Here is a 23,663-nt window from a genome sequence, read left to right as displayed (position 1 = left end):
TAATCAGACAATTTGTCACGGTAAGGTGATAGTTTCTATATAGACAGGCACACCGGTTGCAATCAAAGTCCATATGGAATTCAAAAAAATAGCTCCCATTTCATTTTTTTGCATGATGGTCGTTGTTGGTTGTTCCTTTCAAAAGGATCCCAATAAGACTGTCCCAGAACCCGTTAAAGTGGGTATGACTAAGCAAGAGTTAGAAGATGAAATCGTTAAGACGACTGCAGTTTCCTTTGCTGACAAAGTCCGCTATGCGATCCAGAAAGATGATGAAGCAATGTTCAGCACCTTAATGAGTGAAGTTGATAAAGACTCAATCAATTCATATAGTCAGGATGGAGCTACGATTCTTGAATATTTTATCAAGTCACCTGAAATGGATCTTTTTACGGTGATGCTACTAAGTAAGGGTGCCTCGCCCTACAAGCGACATAGGGGAACATTAACCACTCCGCTGACATTATTTGAAAGTTTATCAGAGCAAAAGTTAAGTATTAAAAATGCTATTGCTGAATTTGATAAGAAAGAATTTCTCGAGGGCTCACTTCAAGGGTCTCCCGGTGGGCTTTGGAGATTCTATTTGGAAACTGGTTTTCCTCTAACCAGAGCTTTTGAGGGCAATAAAACAATATTAAAAGAATTTATGGAAAATGTTCATCAGTTCCCATCGGACATTAACGGAGTTCCCCAGTGTGATACGGAAATGGTTAATTTGATTAACTTGGTTTCTAAAATTGAGGGGGCTGATAAGATCAATTGGAGAGACATCGCGAAATTGGCAATAAGTACGGAAAGTCCAAGGCTATTGCTGAAAGCAATAGAAAGACTGCCTGACCTGCCTACGAGTGAAAAGTTTGAACTGCTCAAGCTCACCAATACGACTCGATTGGAGTGGATTTTTTATGCACTAGAAATATTGGAAATCGAAGATAAACCAACTCCAGAAGTTCGTGAATTATTTTTGCAAAACATCAATAAAAGAGGGCAAAAGGAACTTGTTGAAGATTTGTATCTGAAAAGTGTCCAGGACTATCTGAATAGAGAAGGTTTCATGGATATTTATACGAAGATTTTTGAAAAAGTCGGAAAGAATTTGAAACCACAGCATATTCCAGATTCAAATGCTTTGCCTGGAGGGAAATATGTACCTTATTCCGATGTTTGGGAAATGCTACTAAGAAACGAGAAGATGCCTAGTCTTTGTTCGTTCTAATCAAATTAAAAAAAAGGAGGGGCCCCCTCCTTTTTTTTACTTTACCCCACCAGATCTATTACTTGTGCCGGGTGGAGGACCCAGTTGTTTTGATGTTGAAGATGGGCGATATTCTTGATTATTTGATCTTGAACTATTTGTGGACCCACCGCAAAAGCTAGAATCCATTTTACAAGATTTTGCCATAGCCCCACAGAGCTCAACATTATCATTAGAAAAATCTCGTGAGTTCAGCCGCTGTCGAACTTCTTCTAGACATCTAGTGAGACCTTGATCTTTGTCGCCGCTGCCAATGATTTCCTTCTTGTCAATTTTTTCGCCTGAAATATTATAGCCATTTGATAGGGCGGCATTTAATTTGTTTTTAAAGTTGGTTCTTTTGCTGGTAACAGTGAAGTTATTCAGGTGAGAGTCATCTATGAAATCACGCATATTTGTGAGGGCATCAGTTCCAAAACCCAAGATGGTGGAGTCCTTAAAACCAAATCTTTTTGCGATGTCGTTAACTGCAGATTTCTCATGGTCAAATTTAATAAAAGGAGTGATGATTTTCCAGTCGGGATCAGACAGGTCACGATAATTTTTTCCACCAGTCAGTTGGAGTGTGTCTTTACTAATATATTTTGTGCAGAAACCATATGCTTGAATTTGTGCAATAATCACTTTCTTCATGGCATCAGTTTCTTGGCTTCCATATCCATTGGAAGTTGAAATTTTTGGTAGTTCGCGAAATTGTCGGGCACTTACGGCAAGCAATGTTAGCCATTTCGAAGAAGGTACAACATCGGATTGGCCCTTATCGGAGTAATACTGTTGAACTCCGCAAGAAATGCACTGAAGACCAACGCCTTTAAGCATTTCGCCTTCGCGGCATGTCCATTCGTCGTAACCTTCTTCACCAAAGGCTGTTGCAGAGAAAACAAATAAGAGGGCGCTGAGCGCGTATTTTAAACGTGTCATGCTCTCCGTATCGGCTAAAAATCAGATTTCTTAAATAGAGGCGATAAAGTGAGCCCGACCTCTGTCAGTTTGGGCTCGGGGAAAGCTGGACCCCGGTGGATCACGCAAAGGACATGGTCTACCTTGGCTCCAATAGAGCGTAAATCTGCTGTAGATAGAACCACTTGGCCGCCAGTAGTGACGACGTCTTCGATGATGCAAACTTTCTTGCCGGCAATCTCAAGGCCTTCAGCAAATTTGCAAGTGCCGTACTCTTTGGCTTCTTTACGAACGAAGACACAAGGCAGGCCTGTTTCCAACGACAAAGCTGTGGCGATTGGAATGCCGCCCATTTCAAGTCCGGCGAGGACTTCAGTTCCAGCAGGGATGAGAGGGGCCATTTGTTTGGCGATCTCGCGAAGCAAAGTGGGCTGTGCCTCAAAACGATACTTATCGAAATACTCATCCGAAATCTGACCTGAACGCAGTTTGAACTCTCCCGTAAGATGGGCGATGTCGTAAATTTTTTTAGCGAGTTCCTGGCGATTCATAGGGGCTCCTTCAAATGAGTGAGATGGCATACAAGTCTTCAGCATGCCTTCAGATCATCTTAGGAGTTACTTCTGGCTTTCTTCAAGCCACTTTTGATAGGCGCTATTAATTGCCGCGACCGGCAGTTGCATCAGGCAGGGAATGTCGTAAGGGTGAAGCTCAAGAACGCGTTTTTCTAAATTTTTTAGCGCGTCAGAACTTTCAGAAGTCTTCAGGATCAGGATAGACTCAGAGCTTGTCGCTATTTTTCCTTCCCACCAGTACATCGAAGTCATACCCGGAATAATGTTCGCGCAGCCAATAAGCTTTTCTTCCAGCAATGTGCGGGAAATCTTTTCGGCGGTGGCTTGATCTGGGCAGGGAATGTAAAACAGTGAGATATTTTGGGACACAGACTAGCTCTTGCGCATCTTTTGTTTGCGCACTTGCCATTGTTCAAGAGCGAACTTACGCATGTCTTCCACGCTATCAAGTTCGTCGACGATCTCTACACCCAAAAGCGTTTCCACTGCATCTTCAAGGCTGACCAGGCCGGCTACGATGCCGTATTCGTCCACTGCCAAAGCGATATGTTCCTTCTCTTTGATGAAGAAATCCAGAACTTGGGAAACCGTCATGCGCTCGGGGATGCTTGAGATGGGAGTCACGATATCGCCAATCAATTTTTCATGTTGATCGTTTGATAGCGCTTCATGAATCTTATAGCGATAGGTCATGCCTATGATATTGTCCAAGCTGCCTGAATAAACAGGTATGCGCGAGAAACGCAACGGACGATATTTGTTGAAGACCTCTTCCACTGTCAGCTCTTTATCCAAAGCAAAGAAGACTGAACGGGGAGTCATAATATCAGAGACATAGATCTTATCTAACATCAGAAGATTTTTGATGATGTTGGATTCTTTATTCTTCAGAGTGCCTTCTTCGGCGCCGATTTCTGCTGTCATCAAAATTTCTTCGCGGCTGACCTCAGGATCTTCTTCTGATTTTGAGAAGAAGCGACCGAGCCATTCAGCACTGACAACCAATGGATATAAAATAATGATCATGAACTGAATGGTGTACGCAGAGATGGGGATCAATGCTTTCCAATGAGCTGCGCCGATTGATTTAGGAATGATCTCAGCAATGAACAAAATCGCAAAAGTCAGAATGAAAGAGGCGACCGTCACCGCATGTTCACCAAACTGCACTTGCACCTGGTAGGCAATCGCTGCCGAACCCAAAGTGTGTGAAAGTGTGTTCAAAGTCAAAATCGCGGAAATAGGACGATCGAGATTTTCTTTGAGATGTTCAAGAAGTTTGGCGCTGCGATGGTTGTCGCGAACGAGGACCGCAATATAAGCAGACGTTGAGGTCAGCAAAACCGCTTCCAGCATGGAGCAAATAAAGGAAATCGTTAATGTCGAAATGAACAAGAATATAAGCATCGTCATAGATGTGGTTGGATCAATCTCAAAGTTGGGAAGTAGTTAATGAATGGCCAAGGCCTGTGGTAATCCATAGATGCCATAAGTCTATCACAGCTGTTAACTAGGCTGTCTATAGCGCACCTCATCACAGTCTAGGAGCATTCCTCAGCTCGTCTCCATTCGAGGTTGTTGATATTTATCAGGTGGCTTTGACCTTGAAATCCCAGGGCCATAGACTTTGGTCCATAACAAGGAGCAGTTTATGATCAGATCATTGGGGTTTCGGGTGTTTGCCATGACCTTTGCAACAGCTTTATTGAGTTTTAATGCCTTCGCAGCCGTGAAATCGGAGACTGTCGAATACAAAGACGGGAAGGCGGAGCTGGAAGGCTTCATGGCCTACGACGACAGTGCAAAAACGCCTCGGCCCGCGGTCCTTATTGTTCATCAATGGATGGGTATCACAGATCACGAGAAGGATCATGCCAGGATATTGGCCGCTCAGGGATATGTAGCCTTCGCATTGGATGTGTATGGCAAAGGTTTCCGTCCTACCAATGTTAATGAGGCAGGAACCCTTTCCGGCAAATATAAAGAAGATCGCAAGCTTCTGCGCAGTCGTGAGATGGCTGCTTACAATCTTGTGAAAAAAGACAAACGAGTGGATCCCAAGCATATTGTGGTTATCGGTTATTGCTTCGGTGGATTGGGTGCCTTGGAGCTCGGTCGTTTTGGCGCCGCACTGGCGGGGATTGCCAGCTTTCATGGAGCTTTGTCCAATCCCAACCCTCTAGACGCGAAGAACATCAAAAGCCCAGTGCTCGTGATGCATGGAGCTTTGGACCCTTACGTTAAAAAAGATGAAGTGGACGCTTTCGTGAAAGAGATGAATGACGCCAAGGTGGACTATGAGTTCATCTCTTACTCGAATGCGGTTCATGCCTTCACGCAAAAGATGGCAGGCAATAATCCAAGCGCCGGTGTCGCTTATAATGAACGAGCTGATCGCAGATCTTGGGCGACTTTCATGGAGTTCTTAAAAGAAGTGGCCCCGATTAAGTAGGAGTGAATAGTTCATCTCTGGGCTTCTTAACTTTGGTTAAGATTTGCGAGAATTTTAGACAGTGATGAAATGTTGGCAATGGCAGAGGGGGCCGGATGGAAACCTCGAAGCCGTTGTGATATCTAGGGTGTTTTCATAAGGAGTCTTAAAATGAAAACACTTTCTCTTACAGTCTTGATCGCACTCTCGTTCGCGATGAGCTCAACCCCTTCAGTTTCTTTTGCAAACACTTCTGAGGAAGTGCAGGCGAAGAGCAAGGGCAAATCTGAACCAGCTCCAAAAGATCAGGATGATAGAGACGGTGGTGGTGAAGGTCATGATCCACGTGAAGGGACCTATGAAGGCAATGACCGCAATGGTGGTGGCTCTTTCGATGGTGGCGGCTATAGCGGTGGAGACGGTGGCGGCGGAATGGCAGGAGAGCTTTTCTATGTGAAGAACTCCGGCAAAACTTTGGGTGCCAATGTGAAGGTTGAAGATCGTGGATCCGTGCTGGTTTATACTGAGACTTCACATGAGGATATCAGCGCTTCAGAAACCTGTACGACGATCACTCGTGTGACAGTGGATAAGGCGACCGGTAAAACATTGGCGACGGATAAGGTTGAGTACTGCAATCAGTGGCCTTTGTAGTTCCCTGATAAAAGCTTTACGTATTTAAAATAAAAAAGGCTGATCAAGTGTGATCAGCCTTTTTTATTTTATCAGTCCCACGCTGGAGGCGAGAAAAGGGCAAAAAAAAGCCCGATGTTTCCATCGGGCTTTTGAAGTCTGGACTTAGAATTACTTCTGCTCAGCTGCGCGCTTCGCTTGGTATTTCTTCGCAAGTTCTTCTTGAATGTTACGAGGTACTGGCAAGTACTTCGCGAATTCCATAGAGAACTCACCTTTACCTTTAGTAGCAGAACGTAGATCAGTTGAGTAACCGAACATTTCTGTCAACGGTACTTCAGCTTCGATCACGCAGTTGCCATCAAAAGCAGTTGTTCCAACGATTGTACCACGGCGTTGATTGATTTGACCAACCGCTGAACCTTGATATTCATCTGGAACGACAGTTTCAAGCTTCATGATAGGCTCAAGAACTGTAGGTTTTGCTGCAGCATAAACTTCACGAAGTGCCGCCATACCAGCGATTTTGAACGCCATGTATGATGAGTCGACGTCATGGTATGCGCCGTCTTCAAGAACAACTTCAACACCAACGATCGGGAAGCCAATGAGTGGACCTTTAACAGTCTGCTCTTTGAAGCCCTCTTCAACTGCTGGGATGAATTCTTTAGGAATACGACCACCAACAACTTCGTTAGAGAATTTGAATACTGAGCCATCTTCTTGTGGAGCAAGAGGTTGGATTTTACCAACGATCTTCGCGTATTGACCCGAACCACCCGTTTGTTTTTTATGAGTGTAATCGTAGTCAGCAGCTTGAGAAATCGTCTCGCGGTAAGCAACCTGAGGTTGACCAACGATAACTTCACAGTTGAATTCACGTTTCATACGTTCAACGTAGATTTCCAAGTGCAACTCACCCATACCAGAGATGATAGTCTCATTTGATTCCTCGTCACGGTGAACGCGGAAAGTAGGGTCTTCCTTACGGAATTTTTGCAACGCTTTAGAGAAGTTATTCGCTGCAGTTTTGTCTTTAGGAGCAACTGCAAGAGAGATAACCGCGTCTGGAACGTGCATAGATTGCATAGAAGCGTTGATGTCTTCAGAACAGAAAGTATCACCAGAAGCACAGTCGATACCGAACAATGCAACGATGTCACCAGCGTAAGCTGTGTCGATATCTTCCATTTTGTCAGAGTGCATACGCACTAGACGAGGAATCTTAACGGCTTTCTTGTTCGTTTGATTCGTGATGAAAGCACCTTTTGCTAGCTGACCTTGGTAAACACGCATGTAAGTCAACTGACCGAATGGAGTTTCAGCAAGTTTAAATGCCAAAGCAACTGTCGGTTTTTTTGGATCTGGGAACAACTCAAACTTCTCTTCGCCTTTGTTAAGATCAAGAGCGTGCTCTTTTTTCTCAGCAGGTGATGGAAGGTAGTAAGTTACCGCATCCATAAGACGTTGAACGCCTTTATTTTTGTAAGCAGAACCGCAAAGAACTGGAACAAGTTTCAAGCTGATAGTTCCTTTACGGATAGCAGCACGAATCTCATCGTTAGTTGGCTCTTCTTCCATCAAGAATTTCTCTTCGATGGTAGGGTCGATATCAGCCAATTTTCCGATCATAATTTGACGGTACTTTTGAGCTGTTTCAACTAGGTCTGGTGGAATATCTGTTACCTTAACAGTTTCTCCAGATTCACCTTCATTGATGTAAGCTTTCATGTCGACAAGGTCTACGTTTCCTCTGTGCTGATCTTCCAAGCCAACAGGGATTTGGATCATGACGGCATTAAGTCTCAATTTTTCAACCAAAGCATCAGCAACGCGATAAGGGTTGGCACCTTGACGGTCCAATTTATTCACGAATGCCAAACGAGGAACGCCGTAACGTTTCATCTGACGGTCAACTGTGATTGATTGAGATTGAACACCAGCAACACCGCAAAGAAGCAATACAGCTCCGTCAAGAACGCGAAGTGAGCGTTCAACTTCAACTGTGAAGTCCACGTGCCCCGGAGTATCGATTAGGTTGATTGTATAATCCTTCCAGTGAACCTGAGTTGCCGCAGACTGGATGGTGATACCTTTTTCTCTCTCTAGATCCATGGAGTCCATTGTCGCCCCAACGCCGTCTTTTCCACGTACTTCGTGGATGGCGTGGATTCTTCCTCCATAGAACAAAATACGTTCAGAAGTCGTCGTTTTTCCCGAGTCAATGTGAGCCGAGATACCAATGTTTCTGACCATATCAATATTCCACTTTTTGGACATATTCATACCCTTCGTTATCTGTTTGCCGTGATTTATCTGCACTTCGGGGCTGAAATATTTCTGGCCCAAAGTAGTTTAGCCACTGGTTTTTATTGGTTACTTTTATGAAAGTACTCGAAGTACCATCAATTACATATAGATGCAAAAAAAGAATCTAGCTCAGCCCGACGACGCATGGCAATGCAAATCTGTGAGCGTCCTGATTGAGCCTGTTTTTGAGACGAAACGGCGTGCCTCGGGCGGGCTGATTAACGTAAGCTTGGTGGCATGACGAAAGACCTCCATTCACAACTTAGTGAACTTCTAAAACAGAATTTTGAGTTTAGCGCCTTTCGAGGCGAGCAAGAAGCGATTTTGCGTAAAGTATGGGCAAATGAAGATCTCCTCGCATTAATGCCGACCGGTATGGGAAAAAGCCTGTGTTTTCAATTCCCTGCCAAGATTAGAGACGGACTTGTTATTGTCATTTCACCGCTCATTGCCTTGATGCAGGATCAGGTTTTGAAGGCTCGTGATCTCAACATACCGGCAACCTGCCTCAATTCGACCTTAACCAGGGACGAGCGGGAGCAGCGCCAAGAGCGCCTGGCCAAAGGCGATTATAAACTTCTTTATGTGACCCCTGAGCGTTTTCGGAAACCGGAGTTCCTGAAAGCCATCGAAGGTCGCAAGATTCAGTTGCTGGCGATTGATGAGGCTCACTGTATTTCGCAGTGGGGGCATGATTTCCGCCCAGACTATTCTCGGGTGGGGGAGTTTCGCGCCCTGTTGGGGAACCCTCCGACTTTGGCTTTGACGGCAACGGCCACTCCCGAAGTGCAAAAAGACATTTTGGCAAAGTTGAACATTCCGGAGGCGCCGACAATCTCTGCGGGGATTGAGCGCAGTAATCTGGCGTTGCGAGTTCACGATGTTTACGGTATCGATGAAAAAATCCGCGCAATGGTGGCTCTTCGTCATCAACATGACGGGACGGCGATAATTTATTGTTCATTAATCGGAACTTTAAAAAAGATTTCTTCGTCACTGAATCGATTGGGTGTTCCACATTTGGTTTACCATGGTGACCTGCCTCCCCAAGATCGCAAACGCAATCAGAAAATGTTTATCTCTGGTGAAAATCCTTTGATGCTGGCGACGCCCGCTTTTGGTTTGGGCATTGACAAAAATAACGTGCGCCTTCTGATTCATTCGGAAATTCCAAGCGCGTTAGAGTCCTATTTTCAAGAGGTCGGGCGAGCTGGGCGTGACGGCAAAGAGGCTTCTTGTCATTTGCTTTACGATCAAGATGACGTCAGCATTCAAATGGAATTTTTGAAATGGTCCCATCCAGAGCCGGAGTTCATTCGTAAAGTCTATCAGTTGATTGAAGGCAATCGCCTGCGTGTGAATCAGGAGAAGTTTGATTTCTTGCGCGAACAGATGAACTTTAAAAACCGTCGTGACTTCCGGGTTGAGGCTGCGGTCAGTATTTTGGAGCGCTGGGGTTGCTTGGAAAAGTCAGATGATCCATTTCCGTTTCAATGCGTTCATGAACCGACTGCGGAGCAATTTGCCGCTGAAAATGGTCCTCAGGTATTACGCGCGCAAAACTCTAAACTTCTTGAAATGGTTCGTTGGGCCACGCAGGATAAAGAGTGCAGAATGAATTATATTTATCATTACTTTGGACATAAGCATGAGACTCCTTGTGGGAAGTGTGACGTATGCCAAGGTACAGCAGGCAAGCTCGAGTAGATTTGTGTGATATTGGTGTTTTTCATGCGGGGATGCATTTGATGAAAACATTTATTCTCAGTTTGTTGGTAATTCCAAATATCGCCTTCGCGGCAGTAAAGCTGCCGTTGGAAAAGCTGAAGTTGCCTAAAGGTTTTTCCATTTCTATTTTTGCAGAAGTTCCTCATGCGCGCTCTATGGCTCAATCCGAAGATGGACGTATTTTTGTGGGAACGCGTGAAAGTGACAAAGTTTATGTGATTCAAGATGGCAAAGTTCAAGTTTTCGCAGAAGGACTTTCCGTTCCGAATGGTGTTGCCTTCAAAGATGGAAAACTTTATGTCGCAGAAATTCCTCGGATTTATGAATTCAATGTTCCCGCAAAGGTCACTCGGCCTTTGAAGCCTGCGCGAATTTTGGCGCAGACATTTCCTTCAGATGGCCATCATGGTTGGAAGTTTATCCGTTTTGGTCCCGATGGAAAATTGTATGTTCCAGTCGGTGCTAACTGTAATGTCTGCGAGACCGGAACTGAGTATGGACGAATTTATCGTATAGATGTGAATGGCACTTCCAAAGAGGTGATTGCAGAGGGCGTACGCAATACCGTTGGGTTTGACTGGGATCCTTTAACGAAAGACTTTTGGTTTACGGATAACGGTCGCGACATGTTGGGCGATGATATGCCTCCTGACGAACTCAATCATCTTACGAAGGTGGGCCAACACTTTGGCTTCCCATATTGTCACGGTAAAGACATCAAAGATCCTGAATTTGGAAAAAACAAAGATTGTGCGAAATACACCCCACCTGTAGTTGAGTTGCGTGCCCATGTCGCCTCATTAGGTATGCGCTTTTATACAGGAGCAATGTTTCCCAAAGAATATCAGAACAGCGTGATTCTTGCTGAACACGGTTCCTGGAATCGCAGCATACCTCAAGGATATCGTTTGACCTTCGTGCAACTTCAAAATGGTCAACCAATAAAGGTCGAAGGTTTTGTTGAAGGGTGGTTGCAGAATGATGAGGCCTGGGGGCGTCCCGTCGATGTTGAGGTTCTTAGAGATGGCTCGCTACTGGTTTCTGACGACAAGGCTGGAGTTATCTATCGCATTACTTACAATCCTCAAGGAAAGTGAAGCTTCGTGAAGTTGCATTCATCTGTTGATTTTCCAGATCCCCGCGACACCATGGCCGAAGGAGTTTTGGCCGTTGGCGGAAAGCTTGATGTGGGCACTTTGTATGCGGCTTATTCGAAGGGGATTTTTCCTTGGCCTCAAGCAGGGTTTCCCATGCTGTGGTTTTCCCCGGAAAAGCGTGGCATTTTAGATTTCAATGATTTTCACGTCCCGGAAAGTCTGCGCCGTTTTCGCAAGAAAAATCCACAAATTGAAATCACCTTTAACAGAGATTTTCATCATGTGATCGAAGAGTGTTCCAAGCAGCCTCGCCCAGGTCAGGATGGAACTTGGATTTTGCCCTTGATGAAAAGAGCTTATTTGGAGTTTTTCAAAGCCGGCTTTTGTCTATCCGTCGAAGTTCGTGAAAACAATATTCTGATCGGTGGGATCTACGGCGTACTGGTTGAGGGTGTCTTTAGCGGGGAGAGCATGTTTTACAAAAAGCCCAATGCTTCAAAACTCGCGTTGTGGGCTCTCGTGGAGTATTTATCGAATAAGGGCCATGATTGGATCGACGTGCAAATGGTCACACCCGTCGTCGGAGCGATGGGTGGGAAGTATATCGATCGTGAGGACTTCTTGGAGATGTTGGAAGAGCGCCATCGTCAATACGAACTGGAACGTTAGTTCGGGCGCGAACTAGCGAACCTCAAACATAAATGTCTGTGCCTCAGTTCAGAGCTTCGCGCCAAACCACATTAAATTCTGAAGTGTTTGTTCCGTTCAAAGGCTTGAGATCCTTTGTTTTAAATTGCACTTTGGCATTGAACTCACGAGAGAAGGCGGCCGCCTCTGCGGCGTTGGCAGGGATGCGAGCTCCCATGTTTGCCAATGCGACCACCGGGACTGCAATCTCTTTGCTGGAGATGCATTGGTCGGAACCGGCCCAAGGGTCGTTGCACAGCGCGCTTGTGGTGAAAGTTCTAAAAGAGATTTTGACCTGATCTGAATTGGCCGAGAACTTCCAAACTTGACCGATGTGAATTTCCTTTGGAGATAGTTTCTTGGATTCAAACTTCCAAGGCATCTGGTTTTGTGAATCGTAAGCGGTAAATTCCGGACTGTGGGCAAGGACAAAAGTTTTCATAACTATCGTCGAAGCCAACACTCCATAGGCCGCTGAAAAACTGCAGTGGCTTCCGTAAGGAAGATTCACAACGCCCACCGTGGAAGAGTTCTTGTAGTAAGGGTCGTTTTCAACAGATTGAGCATTGATCTTGTTGTCGACAACAATATCGTCCTTCGAGGCCCAGACGAGCATCGGTGTTGTGACCTTTTGTGGGAGACTCCAGAAGTTGTTATTTTTGAAATATTGATTTGCGGAGACCGCTGTCCCGCGGCGCTGAAGAGAGACCGCATTGATCAGGCCAAGATAATCAGTCATATCTTTTTTATTAGAAGGAATATTTTCTGTCGTCAAAAGATCTGGTACGTCCGTGACATCTTTGCGGGCTGCTAAGAATTGATCTTTCGTTAGTTTCGCAAACACGCTTCCCACCAAGGTGCTGCCATAGAGGCTTTGCAAAGTTGGTTTGAGTGCCACGACCGGGCATACGGCCATCACTGAGCTGTAGACCTTCGGGGCCTCCAGTTGTGCTTGCATATCATTATAGGCGGCTCCAAAAACGGCAGCGTTGCCACCAAGGCTTAAACCCATAAGATGAATGCTGGAAATGCGATCCTTAAAAGCCCATTGGTCTTTAAGCCATCGACCGACTTCGATCACTTCAGCTCCTTCAGTCCATCCACCGATGGAAACAATGTGATTAAGCGCGATGTGATCCAGGCCGGTTTGATTTGCCAAAAGCACAACGTTGAAGGGGCTTTGGTCAAAGAGGCTCATTAAGTTTTCTATCATCGAAGGGGACTCCGTCGCAGAACAGAAGACTCCACATTTAACGACCACTAAGGGACGAGGACGTGGATCTTGTTTCAAGGCTGCGATAGCTGGCACCTGAGTGCCATTCGGAAGCTTGATCGTGATGGATTTGATCTGAGAGTGTTGGAAGAACGGGTATTCATAAGAGGAGGCTTTAGCCAAACTGGCGAGGCCGCCCACCGCGGACTTCAACGACAGCTCCTTGCCACACTTATCGAAGTAGCTTTTGATCTGTGAATAGTACTCTGCTGAAGAGACCTTCTTTGCCAACAGGCTGTCTTCAAAGAGTTTGGGATCGCAGGCGGGGCTCATATCTTTGGTGCTGAGACCGTCAGGAATATCGCTAGCAGCATCCGCTTTAGGAAGTTCGCCGCCAGATTGACGGATGATTTCGCGAACAAACTGTTGCTCGGTTTGAGCCGGGGCCGTCACAGAGAAAAGTAAAACACTTAATACAAGGCTGTAAATCAAAGAAGTCATCATTTACCTCACGTGCTGAGCCCAATTTATCGGTTTAAAGCAGGCGAGGTTTAGACAAGGCCTGGTGATCTGGACATAAGATACATAGAGGGGATGCATTTAGCGGCCTTGGTCTTGGGGCAATTTCGGCGAGATACTGAGGCCTGGTAACTATTTACTCAACTGTCGAATTCGTAAACAGGGGGGCGCATATTGTGTTTCTTTTCGAGATTTTGTCCCGGCATATCGAATATAGAGGGGTTTGAGTAGGTATGGCTCTCGCAAAGAAGCTCACGCGAGGTGCTCTTATGATTACAAAAAAGGTCTTAGCGTCGTTGTACGTTGTTACTAGTGTCTGCGCATCCCTGGCTTGGGGTGAGAACGACGCCACTGCGAATTATGTGGCTGAGTATAAACGAGTTTCTGGAGCGTATAGCGATATCATGAAGAGTATCGAGAATGCAAAAAACGGAGACGAGTGGGATGAGAAGTTCCATAAGCTTCAAGGCTTTATGAGCAATCCGGGCCTGGATAGAAACTCAGGCGTTGCACTTTGTGCGCATTTGAAATCATTGGATCATCATCAATTGGAATACGTTGAAAATATCATTGATTCAGAGATTACGGCGATTTCTTTGAAGTCTTGCCGTGCTGAGCTTCTGACACGTATTAGTTATGCCTCTAGATTCAGAAAAGCTTCCTTCGATTTGGATTCTGACATTGCGCGAATTCGTCCTATCGCTTTTGAAGAGCGTGTGGTCGATGAAAAACTGAACGTTTTGAGCAATCAGGGTTTTAAAGACAAAGAAGTCATGTTGACCTTCGATGATGGCCCGACAAAAAACGTGACGACGAATATTTTGAACGCTCTTAAAAAGGCAGGAGTGAAAGGTGCCTTCTTCAGTACGGGACGCATGGCTCTTGCGAACAGTGAGATGGCGAAGCGTATTGTGGCAGAGGGCCATATTCTGGGTTCACACTCCTACTTCCATACTTTGATGATGGGTCGTCAGGTGAATCGCGGCAAAATGTCTTATGATTATTTCATGTCGGAATTCGTCGGTGGCCATATGGCGGTTTACTCTGCGGCGAAATTTATTGATCCTTTCTTCCGCTTTCCAAATGGTTGTTCAAATCAGAACATGGCAAGAAACGTTGCCGAGTTGGGTTTGAAAAACTTCCGTTGGAGCGTCGACAGCTTCGACTGGCAGTTCCAAGTCAGCAAAAATCCTGACTATGAAAAACGCCGCCAGGATATTTTGAAATCTTTCGTGACGCAGTTGAGAGCTTCTAACAACAAAGGGATCGTGTTGATGCATGATATCTTTAAGCAGTCTGGCGAAGCTTTGCCTTTGATCTTGAACTACTTGTCTGACAACGGTTTCAAGGTGGTTCTGTTGAAGCCCGCTCACCGCCAAGTGACGCCAAATCAAGAGTTCCCACTAGTTACGCAAGCTTACGACTACATCAATAGTCGTGGAATGAAGTTGAGCCAGGTTCGTCCTGCGACAAATGCTGACGGTGATCCGGTTTCACCTGAGGGCTACAAAAGTCCTGTAGACTTCTTCCATATGTTCCCTCAGCTCACATACCAGCAGCACGCAATTAATCCAGCTGCAGCGGATTGTGAATATAGATAGGACTCTGAGTTTGATTGATATTAAAAGCATGATGCTTTACACTGCATCATGCTTTTAATTAATACCCACAAGCTTGAAAAAGCGTTCGCCGGAAAAGTTCTATTCAAAAATGTCAGCCTCGGAATCGAAGAGGGTGATCGCGTGGGCCTGGTCGGGCCCAATGGCGCTGGTAAATCCACACTTTTAAAAATTCTTGCTGGTCGTATGAAGCCTGATAGCGGTGAGGTCACCGGTAAAAAAGGTTTGCGTATTGGCTTCCTCGATCAAACTCCGGTATTTGAGCCGGGTGTGAGCATTCTCGATGCGATCATGAGTGATGCGGATTACAACGAACATATTGGTCCTGCTTATGAATGGATGGCGCGCTTAGAGCTTTCTCAATTCGGTGACACCTTCTTAGTGGAAGATCTGTCTGGTGGTTGGAAAAAACGTGTGGCCTTGGCCCGTGAATTGGTGCGCGGACCGGAGCTTCTTCTTCTGGATGAGCCAACGAATCATCTCGATGTCAGCAGCATCTTGTGGTTGGAAGAATTCTTGGCTAAAGCGCAATTTGCCACCCTGATCATCACGCATGATCGCTTGTTCTTGCAGCGAGTGACCAACAAGATTTTCGATTTGGATCCAAAAAATCCAAATTACTTATTCTCGATTGAGGGTGAGTATTCTGATTATACTGAAGCCAAAGAATTGATGATGGCCGGTCAGGAAGCCAAAGAGCAAACGATGAAGAACACACTTCGTCGTGAAACGGAATGGCTTCGTCGTGGCGCTAAGGCACGTTTGACGAAACAAAAGGCCCGTATCGACAGAGCTTATACTTTGAAAGATGATGTTTCTGATCTGACCGCAAAGAATGCGTCACGTTTGGTGAAGATCGAATTTAAAGATGCAGATCGCAATCCTCAGAAATTGATGGAATTGAACAACGTCACCAAAGCCTACGATGGACGTGTGCTATTTAAAGACTTCTCATACTTGGTTTCACCAAAAACACGCATGGCCCTTTTGGGTGACAATGGTTCTGGTAAATCCACTTTGATTCGTATTTTGCTGGGCCAAGAGCAGCCAGACACGGGTGAAGTGAAGCAAGCCGAAAAATTGAAAGTCGCGTATTTTGAACAAAATCGTGAGACCTTGAATCCGAAACAATCTGTTCTGAAAAACATCTGCCCGGATGGAGACTATGTTCACTATCAAGGCTCCTACGTTTTTGCGCGCAGTTATTTGGAGAGATTCCAATTCAATCGTCAGCAAGTGGATTTGCCTGTAGAAAAGCTTTCTGGAGGCGAGCAGGCCCGTTTGAGAATTGCACAGTTGATGTTGAATGAAGCGCAAGTTCTTGTTCTGGATGAGCCTACGAACGACTTGGATGTGGCAACCTTGGGTGTGCTCGAAGAGTCACTGCGTGAGTTTAATGGCGCAGTCATTCTGGTAACCCATGACCGTTATTTCATGGACCAGGTTGCCAAGGAAATCATCGCCCTTCATAAGAACCCAGATGGCAATACCACGATGGAGCGATTCGCGGGTTACTTGCAATGGGAAGAATGGTTCGATGAGCAAAAAGAGTTAGAGAATCAGAAAAAAGAAGAAGTTAAGCAAGAGGCCAAAGTGGCAGCGGGTAAGACCAAAAAGCTTAGCTTTAAAGAGAAGTTTGAACTTGAGAATATGGAAGCAACTATTCAAGGCTTGGAAGCCAAGCTCGAAGCCGCACAGGCGGAATCAGTTCTTCCGGAAGTTGTAAGCAAAGCTTCAAAAGTTCAAGAACTGTATTCTGAGATCGCAAAGCTTCAAGCTGAAATTGAACGTTTGTATGCAAGATGGGCCGAACTCGAAGGCAAAGGTTAAGTTAGCTAATGCACTGAGCCTCAAATAGGTACGGCGTACCTCAAAAAAAAAGAGCTAGGTTTTCCTAGCTCTTTTTTTATTTCAAATGAGTCTTTTTAATTACTTTGTTACTGAGGCACATTGGGCTGGATAGGTCTTTCCTTTTTTGAGGAAGATGTATCCTTCGAGTCCTTTTTTGGTGGATGTGAAGTTGCCAGAGAATTGACCTTCAACATAGGTGCCTGTGAAAGTTGAAACATAACCATTGTTGGCAATATTTGGTTTTCCCACGATGTTTAAGGTTGCTGGAGCCAAGTCAGGTCGATAAGTGGCGCTGAGGGCCGCATCCAGTCCGCCTAATTTGTCGTAGTCACGATGGAAATTGCCAGCCAAGCGTGGATGAGTTGTGTTGGCATCGCTGCCATCTTCGTACAATGAAAGATTCATTTGCACCGTATAAGCCGCAGTGACACTGCCTCCTTCTGCCGGAGTTACGCAACCAATGTAAGAGCCCACAAGCTCGGCATATTGACGACGAAGGCGTTCATTGTACTCTTCTTGCGCGCCATTGCCGGGATTGGCGTTCTCATTGGCAGAAAGACGTAAATCCAGGGTGCCGATATCACGAGTTGAAGACTTGACGAGGCCCGTGATGCGACCATTTAGGATTTTTGCTTTGATGGTGTGAACATCGTCGATGTTTGAAGCGGCATCCAGATTTAGCAAAGTCAGATCGCCTGTTTCAGGGACATAAGTCACAGAGAAATTCACCAAGGGCTTTCCCACGGGGTTGACCTTCATGTAGGCCGCACTTTGTTTAAAGCGAATGCGATCTGTGCCGTCTGGATTGGTGCCATCTTTGTAGCCAAGGATATCCAGGTTGAGATCCACTTTTTCGTCACCGTTGGCTCTGTGCAAAGTTCCACTGTAGTAGCCAGCAACGGGTCTGAAATCGTCTTGAATCTGAGCGTTTTGTTCGTTCACTTTTTTGGTTTGTGGTGACGACCCAGATTTATCTTTGTCGTAGGCACAAGAAGCAAGTCCCAGAATTGTGATCGCAAGTATTAGTTTCTTCATTACTGTCCTCATTTATTCTTCCGACTATTGAGCTTCTGACTTTGGAGCGTCAGGAATCAGTTCGTCGCGAGTTGCTGCCCATTCATTCAAAGCGATGTGGTAGTTGCCCACGGCTTGGATAAATTGAACTTCGGCTGTTACGAAATTGTTCATTGCAGTGATCAAAATTGAAATATCAGTTCTTCCTTGAGAGTAGGACCGGTTGAGTTCTTGCGCTGCTTTCTCGCGGAAGGTTTTTTGCTTTTCTGCGCTCAATGCCAAGGCATAGGTTTCCTGAACACGGCGCTCAGCCTGATTTTGAAGGTCTTGAGCATTCAAAGTACTCAAGCTCAAGCGTGTTTCCTCAAGATCTTTGTTGATCTTTTTGTTGATGATATCTTCGTTTTGAACGTCGGATCCAAAATTATATTTGAACTTCAAACCGATATAGTATTTCGGGCGATTGCTAGAGACCACTTGAGAATAGGAATCCTGTGAGCCTTCGCCCCAGCCTTCAGAGACCGCCTGGCCAACTAAATTCAAGGTTGGATGACTTTTTGATTTTGAAGCATCCAAGTTTTCGTTTGCCGCCGCCACTTTCAATTTCTGAGAGCGGATCGTGCGAAGGTCCTCAATATTTTTTGCCGGAAGTTTTGGAACATTGGGAAGCAAAGTCGTGGCCTCAAACTTGATGTTGGCTGCCGGATCCAAGTTCAGCAAGGTAATTAAAGTTGTGAGGTTATTGAGGTATGAAGTCGAAGCCGTTTTTACAGCTTGTTCACGAGTCTCAAATTCAGCCTGAGCCTGAGGCAAGTCACCAGGATTAGAGTAGCCCAATGAGGTTTTACGTTTAACAGCGTCAACAAGTTTCTTGTAGCGGTCTCTGGAAACGATCGCCTCTTTAAAGTTCTCTTGGGCCGCGAACGTGGTCCAATATTGGCGGATGGCCTCAAGGACAACGTCTTCAAGATCATTGGCGCGAAGAATTTCCTGAGCAGTGTAAGTGTAGTTTGCGGAGTTCACAGTGGCACGATCGGCAGTTCCAAAAAAGTTCTGCCAAAGGGACTGCTCAAGAATAATACCGACACTGTCAGTGGTTTGATTTGTCGGTGGAGGATTTGTGATAACAGGATCAAGATCCGCCTGTTGCGACAAACGGTTTATCTGTACTCCCAACAAAGTTCCCGTTGTAAATGGCTTATTGAGGGCAATGGACGTTTTGTACTGTTGGTATTTATTGTCCAACTGAGAGGTTCCGCTGCTGAGCAAGCCCGCCGGTTTTTCGTACTGATAGCCAGTCTCTGCTGTCACAATCCAATCATAAGCGGACATAGTTTGCGCAACATTCAAACGGAAAGTTTGATACTGAAGATTTACTTCTTTTGTTCTGTAACCTTGGCTCAAAGCAAGCTCTGCCACCAGTTTTTGGGTCAAGGTAATATCTTTACCCGTGGCCGTCGCCAAGGGAGCTGGTTGTGGGCTCGGCTCTGTTGCGGCCCAGCTGAAATTCAAAACAGTTGTGCTAAGTAGGAAAAGAAAACTTTTTACCATGTGACTTTAGTTCCTAACCCGAAGTTGTCTCGTTGAAGCGCCAGCTCTTGGTAAGAGTCGCGCAAGCTGCGTTGTGAATACTCTGTGAATATGGACCATTGTTTTGAAAATTGAAAATCCAAGCCAAAGTTCAAGCTCATATAACCGGTTTGTTTCGAGAAATGGGCAAACTCATTGGCTGAGGTTTGCGTATAGTTAACCGTTCCATACTGTGGTGTGAATGTGAGGGCGAGCCATTGCAAGCGATCCCATTGAAGACTTACTGTCGGTCCGAAAGCGAACAAAGTGGAGTTCAAGCGAGCGTCACTGACGGTATAGCCAGTCGGAAACCTTACGGCAGCCTCTTGAGATGAGAACGCAGCATTGCCGCGCAAACCGACTCTCCATAGAAGGGCTTTAGTTTTCATTTCGGGGCTGAGGAATCCCGCCGCGAGTCCAGGCATGAAGGTTGAGCCATTCTCGCTCAGGTCAAAATTGCCAACAGAATCGGTGCTGACGATGCCACGCGGAGTGAAGCTTTGAGCTGTTAGTCCTGCGAAGTATTGCCAAGTCCGAGTGATGACTTCAGGACGTGGGTCTTTAAGACTGAGCATTCCACTTGCGGTCGTTGCGTCTAATTGAGCATCACTGGCATTTTTTTGTGTTTGGCCTTCAACGCGGGTTTCGGCGGCTGCTTGTTCGCGCAAACTTAATTTTGAGCTGGATGAAACGGACGTGGATTGTGCGAAGCTGGTGGATGAGATGAGTAAACTCGCAATGAAAAACAACTTCATAATGACTCCGTCGTATCAATTGGCGTATCCGCTTGGCTTTCAATCACGTTCAATCAAGTGAATCGACCTAGCCCAATTTCGTGATGATCTTCGAAGATTCGAAGTCTGATCTCTAATTTGGACTCGTGGGTTTTACCCGCCAAGGTATAATGGTGCGTTCACAAGGAACCCCAGTTGATTAAAAGCGGCGTCAGGAATAGTCCGAGCAGGCAGGAGAGTCAACAACCGATTAGGTTGCTAAGGGTCACTAAACATGTCTGTTTTCAATACTTTGAGAGCGGATGTGTTGAAAAAATGCTAATGACTAATTTACAAGGTGTGGTTTACATTGGCCGGGTTTAGGAGGACAGCGCATGAAGATCTCGGATTTATCGATTAAGAACCCCGTTTTTGCGTGGATGCTGATGTTCGGTTTGATGATTTTCGGCCTGATTTCATTCTCAAGAATGGGTGTGAGTCAGCTGCCAGACGTGGATTTCCCGACAGTTACGGTTAACGTCACTTTGGTGGGCGCCGCACCTGAAGTTATGGAGACTCAAGTCGTCGATCCTATTGAAAGCGCCTTGATGGGTGTTGAAGGGGTGCAGAGCATTACTTCCAACAGTAAGACAGGTTCTGCGAATATCACGGTTGAGTTCAGCCTGGATCGTAATATCGATATTGCTCTTCAAGATGTTCAGGCCAAAGTGGCCGGTGCTCAAAAGCAACTGCCTAAAGAAGTTGATCCTCCGACAATTTCAAAAACCAATCCTGATGATCAACCCATTCTTTGGTTGGCACTAACTTATGATAAAAATGACCCACAGTTCTTGATGAAATATGCCCGCGATTATTTGCGTGATCGTTTCACGACTGTAGACGGTGTGGGCGATATCTTCTTGGGCGGCTATACTGATCCGGTATTGCGTGTCTCAGTAGATACCAAGAAACTTCCAAGCTACAATATTTCAGTCAATGACGTTATTGATGCGATCAAAAATGAGCACTCGGAGCTTCCGGGTGGTTATATCGAAACTGAAAAAAATAACTATAATGTGCGCACGATGGGGGAAGCTAAGACCATCGAAGAGTTCAAGAACATTGTCATCAGCAAACGGGCGGGTCAGACAACTCAAGATCCAACCAACATGGTAAGAATCCGTAATGTCGCTGATGTGCAGATGACTTTGGACGATATCACCCGTGTTTCTCGTTTTAATGGCGAGCCGGCATTGGGTCTGGGTATTCGTAAGCAGCGCGGCACCAATGCCGTGGCGGTCGCCAAAGCGGTTAAAGAAAAAATCAAAGAGATTCAGCCTCAACTTCCAGAGGGGATGAAAATCCATGTCAACTTCGATAGCACTCAGTTCATTGAGAAATCAGTGGGCGAGTTGACTCATCACTTGATGCTGGCTGTGATTTTGACGTCTCTGGTTTGTTGGATGTTCTTGGGAAGTTGGTCAGCGACTTTCAACGTGTTGCTGTCGATTCCAACGTCATTGCTGGGCGCCTTCATCGGTTTGTACTTCCTTGGCTATACTTTGAATACCTTTACTTTGTTGGGATTGACCTTGGCCATCGGTATCGTCGTCGACGATGCCATCATGGTTCTGGAAAATATCTTCCGGTATAACGAGAAAGGCCATGGGCAGATTGAATCTGCGATTCTGGGCGCGCGCGAAATCGGTTTTGCGGCATTGGCGGCGACAGCTGCGGTTATCGCGATCTTCCTTCCGGTGGCCTTCATGCAAGGTATTATCGGGAAGTTCTTCATGCAGTTCGGTGTGACGATCTCACTCGCAGTGTTCTTGTCGTTGGTAGAATCTTTGACGATCACACCAATGCGTTGCGCGGGTTTCGTTCACCACGGTGAGAGAACAACTAAAATTGGCCGTGCTTTTGAGGCCTTCATGGCTTCGTTGGTGGTGGGTTACGAAAGACTTCTTCGTAAATCTTTAAGCCACCGTTGGACTGTGATTTTGGGTTCCATCGTGTTCGTTGTTATTTCATTCTTCTCTATTAAATTTTTGACCAAAGAGATGAGCCCCGCACAAGATCAAAGCATCTTCATGGCGCGTTTGATTTTACCGGTAGGCAGTTCTTTGGCTTACACCGATGGTCAAGTGAAGAAAGCTGAAGAGTGGCTGCGCTCTCGTCCAGAGGTGAAACAAGTCTATGCCAGCGTGGGTGGTTTCGGGGGAGGTATCTCTGATGCCAATACCGCGATGATGTTCGTGACGATGAAGGAATATGGAGAGCGCCCGAAAGACAAAGAAACGGGTAAACGCTTGAGCCAGCAGGACTTCATGCAAATTGCTCGTAAAGAGCTTTCGAAAATTCAAGATGTACGCCCGGTCTTAATGGATATGTCACAACGTGGATTCTCGAGTGGTCGTGGTTATCCTATTGAGTTCACAGTTTTGGGCTCTGATTGGGGCAAGCTCGCGGATATGTCACAAAAAATTATGAAAGAGATGCAGGCGACAGGCACTATGGTCGACGTGGATTCCAACTACCTGTTGGGTATGCCCGAGATCCAAGTTGTTCCAGATAGAATCGCAGCGGCTCAACATGGTGTGAGCATCAATGCGATTGGAACCACTGTGAATGCGATGATCGGTGGCGTGAAAGCTGGTCAATACGCTGATGGTGGTCATCGTTATGATATCAAGGTGAAGCTGAGCCAGGATGAAGAGGCGATGAAAGAGATCAAGACTTTGTTGATTGGAAATTACAGATCAAATCTGATTCCTATCAGTAAGGTGACGAAGCAAGAGATGAATAAGAGCTTGCAGTCGATCTCCCGTTCGAATCGTCAAAGGGCGATTACGATCACAGCCAACTTAAAGCCGGGAGCCTCTCAGCAGGATGCCATGAACAAAGTGGAAGCTATTGCCAAGCAAGTTCTTGAGCCAGGTTATATGATTGACCAGGGTGGTAGCTCGAAGACTTTCAAAGAATCTTTCCGCAGCTTGATCTTTGCCTTGGTCATGGGTCTGGTGATCGCCTACATGGTTCTAGCAAGTCAGTTTAATTCTTTCATCGATCCGGTGACCATCTTGATGGCCTTGCCGTTTAGTTTCAGTGGAGCCTTCTTTGCCCTTTTGATCACGGGTCAGTCTTTGAATATGTACTCGATGATCGGTTTGTTGTTGTTGATGGGTATCGTTAAGAAGAACTCGATTCTTTTGATCGAATTCACAAACACGACACGGGATCGCGGAACCACAGAGGCGGATGCGGCATTGATCGAAGCCTGCCCGGTGCGTTTGCGTCCGATTCTGATGACTTCGATTGCGACGATCGCCGCAGCAATTCCTTCGGCGACAGCGACAGGAGCAGGCTCAGAGACAATGCGCCCGATGGCTCTTTGCCTCATCGGCGGTGTTCTTGTTTCCACAGTCCTTACTTTGTTCGTAGTCCCATGCGTGTACTCACTCATGGACCGCTTCAGAAAACGTGACGAAGTCCGCGAAAAAACAAAGCGCGCCTTCGAAGCCGTCGGCGACGAAGCCCTCAGCTAAAAAG

Annotated in this window: 18 protein-coding genes; 9 read left to right on the top strand and 9 right to left on the bottom strand. The window is 45.9% G+C overall.

Annotated features, from left to right (window positions below; translation table 11 throughout):
- Window positions 1–73: 73 nt before the first annotated feature.
- A complete protein-coding gene (locus NWE73_RS16635; protein ID WP_277579489.1) occupies window positions 74–1,216 on the top strand; it encodes a hypothetical protein in 1,143 nt (380 codons plus the stop codon).
- 36 nt (window positions 1,217–1,252) lie between these two features.
- Here NWE73_RS16635 and NWE73_RS16630 read toward each other — a convergent pair whose 3' ends face one another.
- The 4 genes from NWE73_RS16630 to NWE73_RS16615 all read right to left on the bottom strand — a co-directional run bounded on the left by NWE73_RS16630 (window position 1,253) and on the right by NWE73_RS16615 (window position 4,143).
- Window positions 1,253–2,176, bottom strand: coding sequence for a hypothetical protein (locus NWE73_RS16630; protein WP_277579488.1), 924 nt, complete (start codon window positions 2,174–2,176; stop codon window positions 1,253–1,255).
- A gap of 14 nt (window positions 2,177–2,190) precedes the next feature.
- Window positions 2,191–2,706, bottom strand: a complete 516-nt coding sequence (gene pyrE / locus NWE73_RS16625; RefSeq protein WP_277579487.1) for an orotate phosphoribosyltransferase — start codon at window positions 2,704–2,706, stop codon at window positions 2,191–2,193.
- Between the two features lie 66 nt (window positions 2,707–2,772).
- The gene (gene cutA / locus NWE73_RS16620; protein WP_277579486.1) at window positions 2,773–3,099 is read right to left on the bottom strand and encodes a divalent-cation tolerance protein CutA; all 327 of its coding nucleotides are present in this window, start codon (window positions 3,097–3,099) and stop codon (window positions 2,773–2,775) included.
- A 3-nt stretch (window positions 3,100–3,102) separates the two neighbouring features.
- Window positions 3,103–4,143: a hemolysin family protein gene (locus NWE73_RS16615; RefSeq protein WP_277579485.1), complete on the bottom strand. Its 1,041-nt coding sequence runs from the start codon at window positions 4,141–4,143 to the stop codon at window positions 3,103–3,105.
- A 238-nt stretch (window positions 4,144–4,381) separates the two neighbouring features.
- On the opposite strand from NWE73_RS16615, the gene NWE73_RS16610 reads away from it, so the two are divergent.
- The gene (locus NWE73_RS16610; protein WP_277579484.1) at window positions 4,382–5,182 is read left to right on the top strand and encodes a dienelactone hydrolase family protein; all 801 of its coding nucleotides are present in this window, start codon (window positions 4,382–4,384) and stop codon (window positions 5,180–5,182) included.
- Between the two features lie 150 nt (window positions 5,183–5,332).
- Entirely contained in the window at window positions 5,333–5,815 is a 483-nt protein-coding gene (locus tag NWE73_RS16605; protein WP_277579483.1) for a hypothetical protein, read from the top strand.
- Window positions 5,816–5,965: 150 nt separating this feature from the next.
- Here NWE73_RS16605 and fusA read toward each other — a convergent pair whose 3' ends face one another.
- Window positions 5,966–8,074 (bottom strand): elongation factor G, encoded by a 2,109-nt coding sequence (fusA, locus tag NWE73_RS16600; protein ID WP_407652970.1) that lies wholly within the window; start codon window positions 8,072–8,074, stop codon window positions 5,966–5,968.
- A 267-nt stretch (window positions 8,075–8,341) separates the two neighbouring features.
- On the opposite strand from fusA, the gene NWE73_RS16595 reads away from it, so the two are divergent.
- From NWE73_RS16595 to aat, 3 genes are read left to right on the top strand one after another with little or no spacing between them, the layout of a single operon-like run.
- Entirely contained in the window at window positions 8,342–9,811 is a 1,470-nt protein-coding gene (locus NWE73_RS16595; RefSeq protein ID WP_277579481.1) for a RecQ family ATP-dependent DNA helicase, read from the top strand.
- A gap of 32 nt (window positions 9,812–9,843) precedes the next feature.
- Window positions 9,844–10,929 carry a PQQ-dependent sugar dehydrogenase gene (locus NWE73_RS16590; protein ID WP_407652969.1) on the top strand — a complete coding sequence of 362 codons (1,086 nt, stop codon included), beginning with the start codon at window positions 9,844–9,846 and terminating at the stop codon, window positions 10,927–10,929.
- Between the two features lie 6 nt (window positions 10,930–10,935).
- Window positions 10,936–11,598: a leucyl/phenylalanyl-tRNA--protein transferase gene (gene aat / locus NWE73_RS16585; RefSeq protein WP_277579479.1), complete on the top strand. Its 663-nt coding sequence runs from the start codon at window positions 10,936–10,938 to the stop codon at window positions 11,596–11,598.
- 43 nt (window positions 11,599–11,641) lie between these two features.
- On the opposite strand, the gene NWE73_RS16580 is transcribed toward aat, so the two are convergent.
- Window positions 11,642–13,333, bottom strand: a complete 1,692-nt coding sequence (locus NWE73_RS16580; protein ID WP_277579478.1) for a hypothetical protein — start codon at window positions 13,331–13,333, stop codon at window positions 11,642–11,644.
- Between the two features lie 248 nt (window positions 13,334–13,581).
- Between NWE73_RS16580 and NWE73_RS16575 the strand changes: the two genes are divergently transcribed.
- Together NWE73_RS16575 and NWE73_RS16570 are read left to right on the top strand one after the other, a co-directional pair.
- Window positions 13,582–14,949, top strand: coding sequence for a polysaccharide deacetylase family protein (locus NWE73_RS16575; protein ID WP_277579477.1), 1,368 nt, complete (start codon window positions 13,582–13,584; stop codon window positions 14,947–14,949).
- Window positions 14,950–14,997: 48 nt separating this feature from the next.
- Entirely contained in the window at window positions 14,998–16,797 is a 1,800-nt protein-coding gene (locus NWE73_RS16570; RefSeq protein ID WP_277579476.1) for an ABC-F family ATP-binding cassette domain-containing protein, read from the top strand.
- A 99-nt stretch (window positions 16,798–16,896) separates the two neighbouring features.
- Here NWE73_RS16570 and NWE73_RS16565 read toward each other — a convergent pair whose 3' ends face one another.
- Genes NWE73_RS16565 through NWE73_RS16555 form a run of 3 tightly spaced genes read right to left on the bottom strand, consistent with a single transcriptional unit; the run spans window position 16,897 to window position 20,156 of the window.
- Window positions 16,897–17,853 (bottom strand): hypothetical protein, encoded by a 957-nt coding sequence (locus tag NWE73_RS16565; RefSeq protein WP_277579475.1) that lies wholly within the window; start codon window positions 17,851–17,853, stop codon window positions 16,897–16,899.
- Between the two features lie 24 nt (window positions 17,854–17,877).
- Window positions 17,878–19,383: a TolC family protein gene (locus tag NWE73_RS16560; RefSeq protein WP_277579474.1), complete on the bottom strand. Its 1,506-nt coding sequence runs from the start codon at window positions 19,381–19,383 to the stop codon at window positions 17,878–17,880.
- On the bottom strand, window positions 19,377–20,156 hold the full coding sequence (locus NWE73_RS16555; protein ID WP_277579473.1) for a hypothetical protein: 780 nt from the start codon (window positions 20,154–20,156) through the stop codon (window positions 19,377–19,379). The genes NWE73_RS16560 and NWE73_RS16555 overlap by 7 nt, the downstream gene beginning before the upstream one ends.
- A 353-nt stretch (window positions 20,157–20,509) precedes the next feature.
- On the opposite strand from NWE73_RS16555, the gene NWE73_RS16550 reads away from it, so the two are divergent.
- The gene (locus tag NWE73_RS16550; protein WP_277579472.1) at window positions 20,510–23,659 is read left to right on the top strand and encodes an efflux RND transporter permease subunit; all 3,150 of its coding nucleotides are present in this window, start codon (window positions 20,510–20,512) and stop codon (window positions 23,657–23,659) included.
- The last annotated feature ends 4 nt before the right edge of the window (window positions 23,660–23,663 follow it).

The sequence above is a fragment of the Bdellovibrio svalbardensis genome (assembly GCF_029531655.1).
In the GTDB taxonomy this organism is placed as follows: domain Bacteria; phylum Bdellovibrionota; class Bdellovibrionia; order Bdellovibrionales; family Bdellovibrionaceae; genus Bdellovibrio; species Bdellovibrio svalbardensis.
The sequence above is the reverse complement of the archived record's forward strand: the minus strand, read 5'-3'. Positions and strand labels throughout refer to the sequence as shown.

Bases quoted from the DNA above. Each gene is read 5' to 3' on its own strand.
- NWE73_RS16635 (WP_277579489.1), top strand. From the start codon at position 74: ATGGAATTCAAAAAAATAGCTCCCATTTCATTTTTTTGCATGATGGTC.
- NWE73_RS16630 (WP_277579488.1), bottom strand. From the start codon at position 2,176: ATGACACGTTTAAAATACGCGCTCAGCGCCCTCTTATTTGTTTTCTCT.
- pyrE (WP_277579487.1), bottom strand. From the start codon at position 2,706: ATGAATCGCCAGGAACTCGCTAAAAAAATTTACGACATCGCCCATCTT.
- NWE73_RS16615 (WP_277579485.1), bottom strand. From the start codon at position 4,143: ATGACGATGCTTATATTCTTGTTCATTTCGACATTAACGATTTCCTTT.
- NWE73_RS16610 (WP_277579484.1), top strand. From the start codon at position 4,382: ATGATCAGATCATTGGGGTTTCGGGTGTTTGCCATGACCTTTGCAACA.
- NWE73_RS16605 (WP_277579483.1), top strand. From the start codon at position 5,333: ATGAAAACACTTTCTCTTACAGTCTTGATCGCACTCTCGTTCGCGATG.
- fusA (WP_407652970.1), bottom strand. From the start codon at position 8,074: ATGTCCAAAAAGTGGAATATTGATATGGTCAGAAACATTGGTATCTCG.
- NWE73_RS16595 (WP_277579481.1), top strand. From the start codon at position 8,342: ATGACGAAAGACCTCCATTCACAACTTAGTGAACTTCTAAAACAGAAT.
- NWE73_RS16590 (WP_407652969.1), top strand. From the start codon at position 9,844: ATGCATTTGATGAAAACATTTATTCTCAGTTTGTTGGTAATTCCAAAT.
- NWE73_RS16580 (WP_277579478.1), bottom strand. From the start codon at position 13,333: ATGATGACTTCTTTGATTTACAGCCTTGTATTAAGTGTTTTACTTTTC.
- NWE73_RS16575 (WP_277579477.1), top strand. From the start codon at position 13,582: ATGGCTCTCGCAAAGAAGCTCACGCGAGGTGCTCTTATGATTACAAAA.
- NWE73_RS16570 (WP_277579476.1), top strand. From the start codon at position 14,998: ATGCTTTTAATTAATACCCACAAGCTTGAAAAAGCGTTCGCCGGAAAA.
- NWE73_RS16565 (WP_277579475.1), bottom strand. From the start codon at position 17,853: ATGAAGAAACTAATACTTGCGATCACAATTCTGGGACTTGCTTCTTGT.
- NWE73_RS16560 (WP_277579474.1), bottom strand. From the start codon at position 19,383: ATGGTAAAAAGTTTTCTTTTCCTACTTAGCACAACTGTTTTGAATTTC.
- NWE73_RS16555 (WP_277579473.1), bottom strand. From the start codon at position 20,156: ATGAAGTTGTTTTTCATTGCGAGTTTACTCATCTCATCCACCAGCTTC.
- NWE73_RS16550 (WP_277579472.1), top strand. From the start codon at position 20,510: ATGAAGATCTCGGATTTATCGATTAAGAACCCCGTTTTTGCGTGGATG.